14 protein-coding genes are annotated in these 14,259 nt (G+C 38.2%); 5 read left to right on the forward strand and 9 right to left on the reverse strand.

Annotated elements, in window-relative coordinates; genetic code table 11:
* Window positions 1–194 precede the first annotated feature (194 nt).
* The 4 genes from ACEVFT_RS11660 to ACEVFT_RS11675 form a co-directional block, all read right to left on the reverse strand.
* Window positions 195–851, reverse strand: coding sequence for a hypothetical protein (locus ACEVFT_RS11660; RefSeq protein WP_393949907.1), 657 nt, complete (start codon window positions 849–851; stop codon window positions 195–197).
* Between the two features lie 46 nt (window positions 852–897).
* Window positions 898–1,371, reverse strand: coding sequence for a GNAT family N-acetyltransferase (locus tag ACEVFT_RS11665; RefSeq protein WP_342440677.1), 474 nt, complete (start codon window positions 1,369–1,371; stop codon window positions 898–900).
* Between the two features lie 36 nt (window positions 1,372–1,407).
* A complete protein-coding gene (locus ACEVFT_RS11670) occupies window positions 1,408–1,647 on the reverse strand; it encodes a DUF6199 family natural product biosynthesis protein (RefSeq protein WP_393949910.1) in 240 nt (79 codons plus the stop codon).
* Window positions 1,648–1,709: 62 nt separating this feature from the next.
* A complete protein-coding gene (locus ACEVFT_RS11675) occupies window positions 1,710–3,185 on the reverse strand; it encodes a methyl-accepting chemotaxis protein (protein WP_393949912.1) in 1,476 nt (491 codons plus the stop codon).
* Between the two features lie 137 nt (window positions 3,186–3,322).
* On the opposite strand from ACEVFT_RS11675, the gene ACEVFT_RS11680 reads away from it, so the two are divergent.
* Window positions 3,323–4,285 carry an MBL fold metallo-hydrolase gene (locus ACEVFT_RS11680; RefSeq protein ID WP_393949914.1) on the forward strand — a complete coding sequence of 321 codons (963 nt, stop codon included), beginning with the start codon at window positions 3,323–3,325 and terminating at the stop codon, window positions 4,283–4,285.
* A gap of 813 nt (window positions 4,286–5,098) precedes the next feature.
* Here ACEVFT_RS11680 and ACEVFT_RS11685 read toward each other — a convergent pair.
* Both ACEVFT_RS11685 and ACEVFT_RS11690 read right to left on the reverse strand, forming a co-directional pair.
* Window positions 5,099–5,557, reverse strand: coding sequence for a hypothetical protein (locus ACEVFT_RS11685; protein ID WP_393949917.1), 459 nt, complete (start codon window positions 5,555–5,557; stop codon window positions 5,099–5,101).
* Window positions 5,558–5,611: 54 nt separating this feature from the next.
* Window positions 5,612–7,429, reverse strand: a complete 1,818-nt coding sequence (locus ACEVFT_RS11690; RefSeq protein ID WP_393949919.1) for a DNA ligase D — start codon at window positions 7,427–7,429, stop codon at window positions 5,612–5,614.
* Between the two features lie 106 nt (window positions 7,430–7,535).
* On the opposite strand from ACEVFT_RS11690, the gene ku reads away from it, so the two are divergent.
* Entirely contained in the window at window positions 7,536–8,357 is an 822-nt protein-coding gene (gene ku / locus ACEVFT_RS11695; RefSeq protein WP_342440683.1) for a non-homologous end joining protein Ku, read from the forward strand.
* Window positions 8,358–8,387: 30 nt separating this feature from the next.
* Here the strand turns inward: ku and ACEVFT_RS11700 are convergent, their stop codons facing one another.
* On the reverse strand, window positions 8,388–8,909 hold the full coding sequence (locus ACEVFT_RS11700; RefSeq protein WP_393949921.1) for an AAA family ATPase: 522 nt from the start codon (window positions 8,907–8,909) through the stop codon (window positions 8,388–8,390).
* A 142-nt stretch (window positions 8,910–9,051) separates the two neighbouring features.
* Between ACEVFT_RS11700 and ACEVFT_RS11705 the strand changes: the two genes are divergently transcribed.
* Window positions 9,052–10,059, forward strand: a complete 1,008-nt coding sequence (locus tag ACEVFT_RS11705) for a serine hydrolase domain-containing protein (protein WP_393949923.1) — start codon at window positions 9,052–9,054, stop codon at window positions 10,057–10,059.
* A 14-nt stretch (window positions 10,060–10,073) separates the two neighbouring features.
* Here the strand turns inward: ACEVFT_RS11705 and ACEVFT_RS11710 are convergent, their stop codons facing one another.
* Window positions 10,074–10,604, reverse strand: a complete 531-nt coding sequence (locus tag ACEVFT_RS11710; protein ID WP_393949928.1) for a dihydrofolate reductase family protein — start codon at window positions 10,602–10,604, stop codon at window positions 10,074–10,076.
* Window positions 10,605–10,702: 98 nt separating this feature from the next.
* On the opposite strand from ACEVFT_RS11710, the gene ACEVFT_RS11715 reads away from it, so the two are divergent.
* Both ACEVFT_RS11715 and ACEVFT_RS11720 read left to right on the forward strand, forming a co-directional pair.
* Window positions 10,703–11,653, forward strand: coding sequence for a helix-turn-helix transcriptional regulator (locus tag ACEVFT_RS11715; RefSeq protein ID WP_393949930.1), 951 nt, complete (start codon window positions 10,703–10,705; stop codon window positions 11,651–11,653).
* A 97-nt stretch (window positions 11,654–11,750) separates the two neighbouring features.
* Complete coding sequence (locus ACEVFT_RS11720) at window positions 11,751–12,794, forward strand: DUF418 domain-containing protein (protein WP_393949933.1); 1,044 nt, start codon at window positions 11,751–11,753, stop codon at window positions 12,792–12,794.
* A 402-nt stretch (window positions 12,795–13,196) separates the two neighbouring features.
* On the opposite strand, the gene ACEVFT_RS11725 is transcribed toward ACEVFT_RS11720, so the two are convergent.
* The gene (locus ACEVFT_RS11725; RefSeq protein ID WP_342532507.1) at window positions 13,197–14,051 is read right to left on the reverse strand and encodes a malate synthase; all 855 of its coding nucleotides are present in this window, start codon (window positions 14,049–14,051) and stop codon (window positions 13,197–13,199) included.
* Window positions 14,052–14,259: the final 208 nt, after the last annotated feature.

The raw sequence follows: 14,259 nt of genomic DNA on the forward strand, positions 1-14,259 counted from the left end.
GAGATTTTAAATAAAAAAAGAGCATCACCATAATGGTCTGCTCCGTTTTTAGGAATCAAAACTCCTCACCGCGCACCCTTGAAAATGAACATCATACCTAGACACACTTTCCCCATAAAAAAAGCTACAGCATTTGCCACATGTAGCGTATGAATTCCCCCTTCTTCATATAATACAAAAATTTGTCTTAATTTCTAATCTAAAATTTTAATTTTATTTTGAACGTCAATAGAAAATGTTTCTATATCAAATTGATGCTGTTTTATTGTGTCTTCCGCTAACTGTTGAGCCTTCTTTTTAGCTATGTCATTTTTCTCTTCTGTTAAATTAATCCTTATCTGAATTTCCTCCGACATAATACTATGATCGATGCTGAAGGCGCCAAAATCTTGTTCAATCATCGTCTCAAATAGATTGGCCATTACATCGTTATAACTTAGCCGAGTGGAGAACGCTTCTGCTGGCTCATAGAGATTCTTTAACGTTATTTGAAAAGAGATTGGGTTTAAATCATTGTCTTTTATAACACCCAACATCGTTTCTTCTATATGTTGCTTTGTCTTATGATCGACCTTGGCGGGTAATGACACAAGGAGCTCGATTTTCCCATTGGATAGAATCCCATAATCTAATTGAAAGCTATAGGATTCCTTGCGCAATGCATGAAAAATCTCACTGATTAAAAATTGATATTGCTGAATATAACGCAATAATTCATTATTGCTAGGTCGTGACAGAGGAGCATTGGATTTTTCAGCAGAATGAATAGGTGCATTTGGAAAAAAGAAAAATGCACCACAAACAAGAATCGAAAGTAGCAACCATAACGTAAATATCTTTTTGATAAACATTTATAGCCCCCTTATTGGGGACTATATGCCAATTATCTAAAGTAAATTACGGTAGAATCTTATAAAACAACACACGGTCTTGTTTTTCGCCACCATAATTACTATGAATGGACATATTATCCATCACTTTGTCACCTTTTTCCATTCTAAAGCCCATATTTGTATGAAAGGCAATAGACACTTCGTTAATAGGCGACGTGACACATTTCACAATATTTCGATGGTATTGCTTCACAACATGAAAGAATACATCATATAATCTTTTTGCAATATTCTGTTTTCTATAATCAGGATGGACCCCAACAAAATGGATAAACGCTTCATTTGTTTTGGACTGCGATAAAAAACCGATGAGGAAGCCGATAATTTCGCCATCCTTCTCCATTATCAGACTCGTATTTGTAAAGTGATCAAAAAATAATTTAGGCAGCTTATCTGACATATTCCTGCCGCCCCACCACTCATCAATTAATGGAGATAAAGTATAGTAATCTGAACTCTGTACACTACGAATGTTCATGGAATCCCTCCTCCTTCTCAACTCATACAACAGATTTTATGGTCTGAATGTATTGACAGCTACAACAATGAGATAAATGGTGACTATCACCATAGCAAACACACTACCAATCCGTATCAAATTTATTTGCAAATCGGATACCTCTGGTGTTTCTTTATAACGCCAACGCTCAAAGAATAAAGAACTTTCCTCAGGATCATACAAACTCCAAATACAGTAACCATAAACAGGTATAGATAAAACAATGCAGATGAATAACATCTCTATACCCTTCATCAAGGATGCTTAATCCTATTCTTATTTTACCCTACCATTTATTTCAATATCAATGGTTCTATTTATACCTTTGCCATTACTAATGACTTTAACGTATTGCTTAAAGCCTGAATATGGTTCGTCGTATCTGTCATGCTTACTAGAAGCTGATTTTCGTCCTCCACTGAATGTAGAATATCACCAGTAGAAGCTGCATTTTGCTCAGTCATGTGATTCAGTTTTTCAATTTGCATTTGGATCACCTCAAATTGTGAGATGGCACTGCTTAATTCATGCATTCCCCTCGTTAAATCTGTATTCGTTTCTGAAAAAGAATCTTTTAAACTATTAAAGAAATGACTGACATCCTGTAAAAGCTGTTCTCCATGCTGTAGCGCCTTTTCACCGTCATCAGAACGTTGATGAGCCTCTGTTGATTTTTCAAACAAAGTTTTCGTCACATTAGTAATGCTGACTGTAATAGCGGCACTTTCCTCAGCTAGCTTACGCACCTCATCTGCTACAATGGCAAATCCTTTACCATGTTCCCCTGCTCTAGCCGCTTCTATCGCCGCATTTAATGCCAATAAATTGGTTTGTTCTGCAATATGTGTAATTCCCTTTAATAGGCTATCCACCGTTTGTAGGCTGTGTTGTAGTTCGTTGACAGTTTCCGCAGTAGAGCTCATCGCATGACTCATAACGCTCATTTGAGTCATTGCATCCTGCATTTTATCCCATCCTGCCAATACTTCTGTTTGTAGCTCAGTAGATTTTGCGACCGTATCCTTCGAAATCGTCAATGTTTTATTGACGAAATGTACAGAGTCGCCCATTGTGCCATGAATCATTTGTAAACTGGATGCCTCCTGCTGAATACTTGCAGAAATATCCTCTGTGGCTACTAAAATTTGCTTACTAGAGCCAGAAATCCTTTGCATGGTTTGTTGGAATTGCGTGACATGCTTGTCCAATGCCTGACTGCTCTTTTCGATTTCTTGAAATGTATTTTGTAGTTGATTGAAGGATGCTTGCACTTCATTTTGCTGGATTTCTGCATGTTGAATCAGTTCATTCCCCCATTTTGCCAGCAAATAAAAGGCAATAATGACCCCATTCATAATCGCCAGAAGTGTCACAAAGACAATGGTGTCATCAAATGGCCCCAATAATGATGACGAGTTGACCATATATAAAATGAAAAAACTAAGATTTGTTAGAATCCCAAAGAAGACGATCAGTTCCTTTTTAAAATACAGTGCAATAATGGCCACTGTGCATAGTAAAATATAATGTTTATTTAACGAAAAGCTATCAAGCAAAAATAAGGTAAATACAACACTTGATGGAATGAGGCCAAAAATAAAGCCTTTGACATACGTTTTTATAGGTAAAAAATAATTACACACCGCCAAGGCAATGACAGCTAGCCCAATAAATAAAAAATGTATGCCCTTCGATAGAATCATAGGTCCGCATATTAGAATGGCCAAAATTGAAATAATAGCCAAATTTACACGATGGACTTTTCGTGTATCATAACGAATTTTATTCTCCATTACTTTCCCCCTAAAAAATGAATAGACATTCAGTTTAATTTTCTATTATTATATAGTATAACTACTACTTTTTGTAGCTAAATATTGCATTTATAAGCATATGTTACTTATTTTTGAAATAAAAGGGGGAAATTGAATTGACTAGCGTCCAACAAATCGCACCAAATTTCTACTGTATTGATACACATGATTTAGGTCGAGAGCAGCGAACAAGCTCCTATCTATTAATCGATGAAAAGATAGCCTTAATCGAAACTTCGGCCAGTCCATCCGTGCCTTATATTATGGAAGGGCTACAGGAATTAAATATTGCATTAGAGGATATAGACTATGTCATCGTGACACATATCCATTTAGATCATGCAGGCGGAGCAGGGTTATTTTTGCAAAGCTGTCCCAATGCTAAATTAGTGGTTCATCCACGAGGTGCAGCCCATATGATTGATCCAAGTCGTCTTATCTTCAGTGCAAAAAGTGTTTATGGCGCTGAATTTGACAAACTCTTTGATCCGATTGTACCCATTGACGCTGCGCGAATTATTGAAGTTAGTCATGAACAGCGTCTTCAATTAGGGCAACATCATTTAACGTTTTATCATACAGAAGGCCATGCCAAACATCATGTTTCAATGCTTTATTCCGCTACAAATGGTTTATTTGTAGGAGATACGACCGGTGTTCGCTACCCTGAAATGGATGGGGAAGCGATCGATTTAATCATTCCGTCGACCTCTCCAAATCAGTACAATCCTGAAACCATGGAACAATCCCTGCAATTGTATGAAAAGCTACAAGCAAATGAGTTATATTTCGGTCACTATGGTGCCTATCAAAATCCAGCAGAAGCCTATCGTCAGGTGCGCTATTGGACACCGTTCTTTCTAGAAGAAGGTAGAAAAGCGCAAGCAGCATCAAGTCAATTCCAGGAACAAGTTCACTACTTAGATGCTCGCTTAAAGGAACTTTTATTCAGCTATTTACAGGAAAACGGCATTCCGTCCGATCATCCTGTCTATCAAACCATTCCATTTGATACCATTGTGTCAGCAATGGGGATACTGGATTACTTAGAAAAACTAAATGCTCAGGTTCCACACTAATAGGAAAAAGAGGTGTCTCCAATGACTTTGGGGACACCTCTTTTTTAGAAGCGCTCTTTTTTAGGTAAATCCGCTCTTTCTGCTGCTCGAGGCGCTCCTTTTTTAGGTAAACCCGCTCTCTTCTCTGTTCGAGGCGCTCCTTTTCAGGTAAAACCCGCTCTCTTTTCTGTTCGAGGCGCTCTTCTTTCAGTTAAACCCGCTCAATTCTCTGTTCAAGGCGCTCCTTTTCAGGTAAAATCCGCTCTCTTTTCTGTTCGAGGCGCTCCTTTTCAGGTAAACCCGATCACTTTTCTGTTCCAGGCGCTCCTTTTCAGGTAAACCCGATCACTTTTCTGTTCCAGGCGCTCCTTTTCAGGTAAAACCCGCTCACTTTTCTGTTCGAGGCGCTCTTTTTTCAGGTAAATCCGCTCACTTTTTTGCTCAAGGTGCTCCTTTTTAGGTAAACCTGCTCACTTCTCTTTTCAAAGCGCTCCTTCTTCAGGTAAACCCGCTCGCTTCTCTGTTCAAAGCGCTCCTTTTTCAGGTAAGCCCGCTCAATTCTCTGCTCGAGGCGCTCCTTTTCAAGTAAAACCCGCTCACTTTTCTGTTCCAGGCGCTCTTTTTTTAGGTAAACCCGCTCCTTTTTCTGCTCGAGGCGCTCCTTTTCAGGTAAAAACCGCTCGCTTCTCTTTTCAAAGCGCTCCTTTTCAGATAAAACCCGCTCGCTTCTCTGTTCAAAGCGCTCCTTTTTCAGGTAAACCCGCTCACTTCTCTTTTCAAGGCGCTCCTTTTCAAGTAAAACCCGCTCACTTTTCTGTTCGAGGTGCTCTTTTTTTAGGTAAACCCGCTCGCTTCTCTGTTCAAAGCGCTCTTTTTCAGGTAAACCTGCTCACTTTTCTGTTCGAGGCGCTCTTTTTTCAGGTAAACCCACTCTCTTCTCTTTTCAAAGCGCTCCTTTTTCAGGTAAGCCCGCTCGCTTCTCTTTTCAAGGCGCTCCTTTTCAGGTAAAACCCGCTCACTTTTCTGTTCGAGGCGCTCTTTTTTTAGGTAAACCTGCTCACTTCTCTTTTCAAAGCGCTCCTTTTTCAGGTAAGCCCGCTCACTTCTCTTTTCAAAGCGCTCCTTTTTCAGGTAAACACGCTCACTTTTCTGCTCAAGGCGCTCCTTTTCAGGTAAAAACCGCTCACTTCTCTGTTCGAGGCGCTCCTTTTTCAGGTTCACCCGCTCACTTTTCTGTTCAAGGCACTCTTTTTTTAGGTAAACCCGCTCACTTCTCTTTTCAAAGCGCTCCAAACCTCATTCAGCAGCGGTCATTCCCTGTCCTCATAAAGAGGCTAATCCCTGTCCTCATTCCTTTAATCGATCTAGAACAGCTTGAAAATCCTGTTGCTCCCCTACTTCACGGAACGATTGAAAGGGATTATTCATTTTTTTTATGCGTTCCATGACAAAAGGAATTGTAAAAAGCGCTGGTGTTAGGTTATCATTGACCTCCTCCCACAGAAGCGGTGTTGCTACTAAGCCCCGTTCATTGCCACGAGTGGAATAAGGAGCAATAATGGTTTTGCCCTCTGCATGCTGCACATAATCTAAATACAATTTTTTATGACGATTCTTTTTTAAACGCTCAATTGTATATAAATTCGGCTTTTGCTCACATAAAAAGCGACAAACGAATTCTGTAAATACACGAACCTCTTCATAGGTAAACGAATTTGCTGGCAAAGGAATATAAAGCTGTAGGCCTTTTCCACCAGATGTTTTAACAAAGGATTGTAGCTGAAAATAATCAATAATGTTCTTTAAATCAAGTGCTCCTGAAACGGCTAATGAAAAATCTTGTGCTGAGGGTGGATCTAAATCGAAAACAATCTCTGTTGGATACGGGGAATGTTGTGTTTGAAATGGAATGTGTAGCTCTAATGCCAGTTGATTTCCAAGCCACAATAATGTTTCCAAGTTATTACATACGATATAATCAATGTCATCCATCACTGCTGTTGCCACAAAATCAGGCATTTTTTCTGGTCGACTTTTTTGATAAAAGCTTTCACCCAGAACCCCATGTGGATAGCGTATTAGCGTTAGTGGGCGATCCTTTAGAAAAGGCAATAAATAGGGCGAGATATTTTGCAAATAGGACAAGTATTGATCCTTTGTAATATCCATTTTTGGCCATACAGGTTTGTCTGGATGTGTGATAGAAACTGATTCAGGGATAGGATACAGTTGACGCTGCATGTGCTGCCAATGACAATCCTCAGGTAACAACTCTAATCGAAAGGCATGAAATCTAGGTTCCCGAAGCTTATTACCATCAAAATCAATACAGGCAATATCAACACAAATAGAAGGCTCAAGTTCCCATAGCTCCTTTTTACGTTTTCCATTCGTCTGAAAGAATTTGATAAGTGTTTGATGTTCTTCCTCTGTCATACCATGCTTAAACGTAACGACTTCTCGTAATTGATTCTCCTCAAAAACTGCACCATGAAAATAGCTATTGCTATGGTCGTATTGCGTGACAATAACGGTGACATAACGCCAATTTTTAATTTTTAACCAATGATTAGAACGTATGTTTTCCAGCCATTTACTTGTTTTTTTCTTGGCAACGATACCCTCCCCATTGTAAAGCTTGATGGACTGCCATAAGCTCTCGTGCTCCTCACTGCCATGTACAACTTGGATAGGCGTTGGATTCTCATAGTCAACGATTGGCCATTTGAACTTCGCAGCAAGCTTGACCAATTGCTCTTTCCGCGTCTTTAAATAGCGGTTATGGAGGAATTCTCCTTTAAGCGTTAAAACATCAAAAGCTAGATAGCGAAAAGGAAATGAGTTAGCATGTGAGTTAATCACGTCTTGATTTTGCATTCTCCCCCTTTTTTGAACAACAGCAAAATCACTTTTGTAATGATTGCGTAAATAAACTAATTCCCCATCCAAGGTTAGGGGTAAAAATGTTTGAATGGACGCATGTATTTGCTGACAAAAAGCCAAAATTTCAGGAAACAAGTGATTTAAATTTCGCCCATTTCTACTAATGAGCTGCGGCACTTCATCCCAAACGAATAAACAGCGAAAGCCATCATACTTCGTTTCAAATAGCCATTCATCTCCACTAGGAATATCATTTGTTTCCGTTAAAAGCATTGGTTTCATTCCACAATACCTTCTTTGCTTTTTATCTTCAGTGTTTGAAGATTTCATTTTAAGATACATAAAAAACCTCAAAATACATCATAGTAAGAAAAACGAGGTGACAATAATGCATACAGTGTGGAAAGGCAGTATTTCCTTTGGACTGGTCAATATCCCTGTGAAACTACATGCTGCTACTGAAAATAAAGATGTCAAATTGCGTCAGCTTCACAAAGACTGTCATACGCCCATTAGCTACAAAAAAGTTTGTGAGGGCTGTAACCAAGAGGTAAAAGATGAAGATATCGTGAAGGCGTATGAATATGCCAAAAATAAATTTGTTGTGTTGGACCAAGAGGATTTAGAAAACTTGCGTAAGGAAAATGAAGATAAGGCTGTGGAAATTATTGATTTTGTGCAATTAACTGAAATCGATCCGATTTATTTTGAGCGTACCTATTTCTTATCGCCCGATTCGACCGGTGCCAAAGCCTATTCATTGTTACGTAAAACATTAGAACAATCGGGAAAAATTGGCATTGCTAAAATCATTATCCGTTCAAAAGAGCAGCTTGCCATCGTACGTGTTTATCAAAATGCCCTCGTGATGGAAACCATTCACTATCCAGATGAAGTTAGAAGTATTGGCGATGTACCAAATATTCCAAGTGAACAGGATGTTGTGCAAAAGGAGCTTGATACTGCACTCATGTTAGTGGAGCAACTAACAACTACATTCAACCCTGAAAAATATACAGACGATTACCGCAATGCTTTATTAGAACTAATTGAAGAAAAGAAAGCTACAAATACGATAGCTACAAGTGATAAACAACGCCCAATTCCTGAAAATGTCACCGATTTAATGACAGCGCTACAGGCTTCCTTAGAAAAAACGAAAAAGCCAGCTACAAGAAAACGGACAACACGAACAAAGAAAAATGCCTAAAAAAAGCGTATCCTTATTTCGGGATACGCTTTAAAATTGCTGAAGGAAGTTATTCAAATCCTTTTTTTGCTGAATCACTAAAATTTTATTTAACAGATCACTTTGTTGTTTAAAAAATCTAGGTTTCCCCTTCTGCTCAAAGCGTTTATTCCAACGAAACATTTTAAAGAAGATCGAAAAAGTTGGCTGATAATGAGCTTTTTCGATGCCCATTTTTTGTTTCATAAATCTTTTTATAATACGAAAGATCCGAACTTTGTAAGGTGTATCAAGAAAGAGAATGCAATCAGCTTGTTGGAAGCTATCAACAACCCACTCCTCCTGATGTATCCCTTCGATAATCCAACTGTTCGTTTGGAGAATGCTTTGTAAGTGCGCCTCTTTTTCTTCATCTGTTCTTACAATATCCCCTGATTCCTTTCGAATCCATGCCACATTATCAAGCTCATAATAAGGAATCTGAAGGGTTTTAGATAATTCCCTCGCCAATGTTGTTTTCCCACTACCAACGGACCCAATGATATGTATTCTTTGTGGAAACTCTTTTGTCATCGAACCCCTCCATTACATATACCTTTGTAGAAATAATTCCTTTATTATACAATAAATTTCAGCTTAAAAAACTATAGTTTTTTCAAGAACATAAGTTCCCTCTTATGGTATGATGAAGGAAAAACTAGGAGACTCTTTATTTATGACAATACACGAGCAAATGCTGCAACAACAAGTAGCAGGTCTCAGCCTTGCCTATATAGAGGATGGAGAGCTTCAGAAAACAGAGTGCTTTGGGCTGTTAGAGGTCGGAAAAATTACCAGCATCAATACAGAAACCATCTTCAATGCCTGTTCAATCAGTAAACTACTAACAAGCATTTTAGTGCTGAAGCTAGTCGAGCAAGAAATAGTAGATTTAGATGAGGATATTAATCAAAAACTTACGTCCTGGAAGATACCAGATAATAATTATACTAGGGCAAAAAAAGTAACATTACGACATTTGTTATGTCATCAGGCAGGTATTATTGACCCTAAAGGCAGCTTTCCTCCCTTACTTTCATTGACACAAATGCCTTCGATGGGCGATGTATTACACGGTAAAACACCTTATTGTCCCATGCCTATCGAAAGTACCATTGAACCGGGACATGAATTTCATTACTCCGATGCAGGCTTTTGCATCGTTCAATTACTGATTGAGGACACCACAGGCTCAATGTTTCCTCAACTCGTGACAGACCTTATTTTTCGACCACTAGCTATGACAAACAGCTTTTTTTCTTCCGAAGTTCCAACTGCTAATACAGCAAGTGGTCATTATAAAGATGGCACCTTAACAGCCCAAAGACACCCAATCTACCCATACGATGCAGCTTGTGGATTATGGACAACACCATCAGATTTAGTCAAATTATTACTAGAGGTAATACAGGCATTAAAAGGAAAAGGTACACTTGGATTATCTTCGATCCATGAGCTAGTTCATCCTCAGGGCTGTAAGGAATGGATGGGCCTTGGTGTATTTCTTGATGGTACTGGCGAGCAGCTTGAAATATCCTCCCTTGGCTGGGGTGTTGGCTACCAATGTATGCTCGTGGCCTACCCTCATTTAGAAAAAGGCTTTGTTGCCATGTCTAACACCGATACAGGCGTCCATCAAATGCAAGGTCTCTTAGGCGATATCTATCGTTCCTTTGTCAACTAAAAAAGAGGCTCGATTTAAGCCTCTTTCCTCACCTGATAATGCATCTGCACCATCTGACCATATCGTTTTGTCTCCAGTAGCCTTAAATTTTCGAACGGACGTGGAGATGTAAACAAAGGTATTCCCGAGCCCAGTAAATGTGGTGTGATGGTAATAATCCATTCATCAATTAGTTGCTCCTGTAAAAAGGCATCTAGTATAACCGCTCCACCTACCATCCAAATTTTTGTGCCTTCTTGCTCTTTTAATCGTTTAGTAAATGTGACCACATCTTCTTGGACAAATGTCACATGCTCATTTTCCCCAGTTTGAGCTGTTGTGAACACATAGCATTTTTTATCAGGATAGGGGAACGTATCACTGTGCTCTAGAATATAATCATAAGTTCGTTTTCCCATAATGACGGTATCAATGGTTTGATACATATCAGTGTAGCCATTATCTCCTTCTCCCTCAGTTTCTTCCAACCACTGCAAATCATCATTTTCCTTAGCAATAAATCCATCTAAACTCCCTGCAATAAATACCACTATTTCTCGTGACATCTCGTCAGCTCCTCTTCTTGAAAATCTCTTGTACAATCTCTATACTAAATATAAAACATGACAACTATTGGCATGATTAAATAAAAAGGTGAAAAAATATGTCCAAAGCCAAACGATTAATTGATATTTTGTTATTTGTCAGTGCGAAAAAGAAATTTACAGCGCAGGAAATTGCCGATACATTCAATATTTCAGTGCGAACAGTGCATCGTTACCTTTTAGATTTAAGTGACATGGGACTGCCCATCTATGCGGAGCAAGGTCGACATGGTGGCTATACTGTTTTATCAAATGCAATCCTCCCTCCTATTTTATTTACGGAGGAAGAAGCAGTCGCCATTTTCTTTGCATTCCAATCTCTGCACTACTATCGTGATTTACCTTTTAATACTGAAATGAAATCTGTCTCTCAAAAACTATATGACTCCTTACAGCAGGAGGCCAAGAAAAAGGTGGATACGCTGCAATCGTATATGGCCTTTTGGAATCCTAAAAGAGCCATTACAACGCCACTCTTAACAGACGTTTTAGAGGCGATCATCAACCGGTCACAATTGCATATCCAGTATGAATCAAAGTCTGGTATCACATCAAAGCATATCCAGCCTATTGGCGTGTACGCTCATGATGGTTTATGGTATATGCCTGCGTTGCTACTATCAAATGAAAAAATATTACTCTTCCGTGTCGATCGTATTCATGCCATGACAATCAGTGATAAAAGCCATAAAACGACGATGAATTTGCAACAGTGGCTTGAAAGTGACTATGAGCCTCAACAGCCTATTCGCTTATATGTAGAATTATCAAGCGAAGGCGTTCGTCAATGTTTAAGTGAGCCCCATCTTGAAAAAGCTGTTGTTCGACAAAGTGATGGAACAGGCTATATCGATACGATGATTGATCAAAATGAGCTCCATTTTAATAGCTCCCTATTCTTTCGCCTTGGTCAACATGCGATTGTCAAAGAACCCCAAGCATTAATTCAGCTTTTGCGTCAGCATGCACAGGAGCTATTCGCGATATATCCTGAGCAAACTGAGACCTAATCTGTTAGATGACAATTTTGTCAGATTCGTGTAACCTTCATCGTTACTACTTTTTAGTAAACTTCCTTATACTTGGTTTTGAAGGAGGAGATGAACGTTGCAACCGACCAACACTAATAAACGAATTGATACATTAGATTATTTAAGAGGGTTCGCCTTACTGGGCATTATTTTAGTCAATATTCCTGCATTAATGTGGATAGAACCACCTAAGCTGGCTAACGATATTGCCTATAGTCGCTTTTTAACACTTTTTGTAGAGGGTAAATTTTTTATCATTTTTTCATTTTTATTTGGTATAGGATTTTATCTCTTTATATCACGGGCCAAGGCAAGGGGCGAAAAAGCCTATGCCTTATTTAGTCGTAGACTTTTGATTTTACTGCTTATGGGGCTTGTACATTTTTATTTCCAACCAGGTGAAGCCTTAACTGTCTATGCTTTTTTTGGCTTTGTAGCCTTACCTTTTTATAAAATGCGCAAAGAAATCAATCTTATCATTGGGTTCATTCTTTTAGCCATTACTGCTTATTTTGGCCTTAAAATTTTGATGCCATTTCCTCTGATTTTACTAGGTCTAGCTGCTGGTCAATATCGATTATTTGAAAATATCTCTATGCATCGAAGAAAAATTATGCTAGTGACGATTATTATGGGGTGTATTAGTATTGCTAGCTGGTTTTATCAATGGCTGTATGTACCTGATGCCATTGTCAATATTGATAATATGACTAAGGATCAGCTAGAAGCACATAGTACAAATATCGAGCAATTTGCATTAATCGGACTACAGTTCAGCCCATTTGCTTCCGCATTTTATATGGGAACAATCATCCTATTATTACAAAGTACTTTGTTCCAGCGACTATTAGCGCCGTTAAAAGCATATGGGCGCATGGCCTTGACTAATTACTTGGGCCAAACAGCACTCATTCTAGTAATCGGTCACGCCTTCCAGCTAATTGGGCATCTTCGCTACATTGAATCTTTGTGGATTTGTCTTGGTATTTATGTTTGCCAATTGCTGTTTAGCAAGCTATGGTTACACTTTTTCCGCTTCGGCCCGATGGAATGGCTGTGGCGTATGGGTACCTATTGGACAGTTCCTCCCCTAAGACAAAGTAATAAAGATTCTTTATAGTCAATGATAAATACCTATCAGTATAGCGTTAAACGTCATATATTGGTAATGTACCCTACTCGCTTTCCATCTTTGCTCATATCTTCAGCAAGAAACACATCCCCATTTAATTTGGTCACTTTTTGCATACAGAAGATTACGGTCAGAAATATGCAGAAGTGACTAATTTAAAAACAGCGTTAATCCAATATTGACGCTGTTTCTTTTATTTCTATAAAAAACATTTGATAAACAGACAAGTCACTGGATTTTAAAATCCAGTGACTTGTCTTCATTGCAGTTATTTTTCTATATAGCTGTTCATTGCCACTTTCGTCACATTCGAGTATGTCTCTTCTTCTTGGGTAGTTGGTTCTTTATATAAGTAGGTGTTAGTCATTCTTATATCCGTAGCCCTAACGTCTAAATACGAGTTAATGCGCCATTCGGCTTTGGTAACTCTTGAACTGTTATCTGATTCATTTTACAAAAGTGTTTAAAGAATTGTTGCGCCAACTCTCGTTCTTTTGGGTCACTTTTCAACGAAATGATATCAAGTAAAATTTGAGCCATCCATAAATTTTCAAAATAACGATATTTACCTGTCTTCCATGTCATTTTTTCGGGGAATTTTTCATTTATATAGTATTGCCAGAACAGCAGCTGATCTGATTCCTGTTCTGTCAGTTGAATTCTGTATTTTGAATGAGCAGGAATATGTCCATCTTCACACAGCTTACCGACAAAATTTTCATTCACCATATAGACACCTAAGATACGTCTATCTTTTTCAGGCTTGCTGGATTCTCTTGCCGTTAATAGAACAGCGCTATTCTGGTGCAGGCGGCTCGGCTTGTTTGGCTTTCCTTTGTTATTACCACTCTTTAATATGCCTGAAAAAACTTTCCACTCTGAAAAAGAACTATTCTGTTCTTCTGTGTCACACCAAAAAACCATTTGTGATGCGGGATGAAGTTTATGGTTATTCATAAGTTTTTCGTGTTCCAAGCGAAGTACTAGTTCTTTCCGTTGTAGTTTTTTTTCCTCTTCCTTCTTCCATTCTTCTTCTTGTCGTTCAATTTCTTTTTTTTGTATAATTTCCTCAAGTAACTTAGCATCACTTTTATCATGTATTTTTAGGTGGTTTCCAAATACATCAGGGAAAACAAACCTTTTATTTTCCGTTGCAAAATGGATTTCAATACTCGAATCATTTTGATTAACTATACTACCTATGCCAAAACGCTTGTGTGTAACTTTCTTATTAATTAGATTCATTAATCTAGTCCTCCTTATGGAATAAAAACTAAGTTACTATTAGATAGTAAATTTTTTTCATTAACTTCCTTTTAAGCATACATAATGGTTTTGATTTTTTTCAGCTTATCAAAGGAAATTAAAAAAAACGTATCCAAATTCTTTCTGCAAAATAGGACATCGGAATTCGAAATACATTTATAAAAAATTATCGTAAGACTATTATAAC

Source organism: Lysinibacillus sp. PWR01, assembly GCF_043359455.1.
Taxonomy (GTDB): domain Bacteria; phylum Bacillota; class Bacilli; order Bacillales_A; family Planococcaceae; genus Lysinibacillus; species Lysinibacillus fusiformis_F.

What these genes read in the sequence shown, in the direction of transcription:
- ACEVFT_RS11660 (WP_393949907.1), bottom strand. Translation starts at nt 851, where the DNA reads ATGTTTATCAAAAAGATATTTACGTTATGGTTGCTACTTTCGATTCTT.
- ACEVFT_RS11665 (WP_342440677.1), bottom strand. Translation starts at nt 1,371, where the DNA reads ATGAACATTCGTAGTGTACAGAGTTCAGATTACTATACTTTATCTCCA.
- ACEVFT_RS11670 (WP_393949910.1), bottom strand. Translation starts at nt 1,647, where the DNA reads ATGAAGGGTATAGAGATGTTATTCATCTGCATTGTTTTATCTATACCT.
- ACEVFT_RS11675 (WP_393949912.1), bottom strand. Translation starts at nt 3,185, where the DNA reads ATGGAGAATAAAATTCGTTATGATACACGAAAAGTCCATCGTGTAAAT.
- ACEVFT_RS11690 (WP_393949919.1), bottom strand. Translation starts at nt 7,429, where the DNA reads ATGAAACCAATGCTTTTAACGGAAACAAATGATATTCCTAGTGGAGAT.
- ku (WP_342440683.1), top strand. Translation starts at nt 7,536, where the DNA reads ATGCATACAGTGTGGAAAGGCAGTATTTCCTTTGGACTGGTCAATATC.
- ACEVFT_RS11700 (WP_393949921.1), bottom strand. Translation starts at nt 8,909, where the DNA reads ATGACAAAAGAGTTTCCACAAAGAATACATATCATTGGGTCCGTTGGT.
- ACEVFT_RS11705 (WP_393949923.1), top strand. Translation starts at nt 9,052, where the DNA reads ATGACAATACACGAGCAAATGCTGCAACAACAAGTAGCAGGTCTCAGC.
- ACEVFT_RS11710 (WP_393949928.1), bottom strand. Translation starts at nt 10,604, where the DNA reads ATGTCACGAGAAATAGTGGTATTTATTGCAGGGAGTTTAGATGGATTT.
- ACEVFT_RS11715 (WP_393949930.1), top strand. Translation starts at nt 10,703, where the DNA reads ATGTCCAAAGCCAAACGATTAATTGATATTTTGTTATTTGTCAGTGCG.
- ACEVFT_RS11725 (WP_342532507.1), bottom strand. Translation starts at nt 14,051, where the DNA reads ATGAATCTAATTAATAAGAAAGTTACACACAAGCGTTTTGGCATAGGT.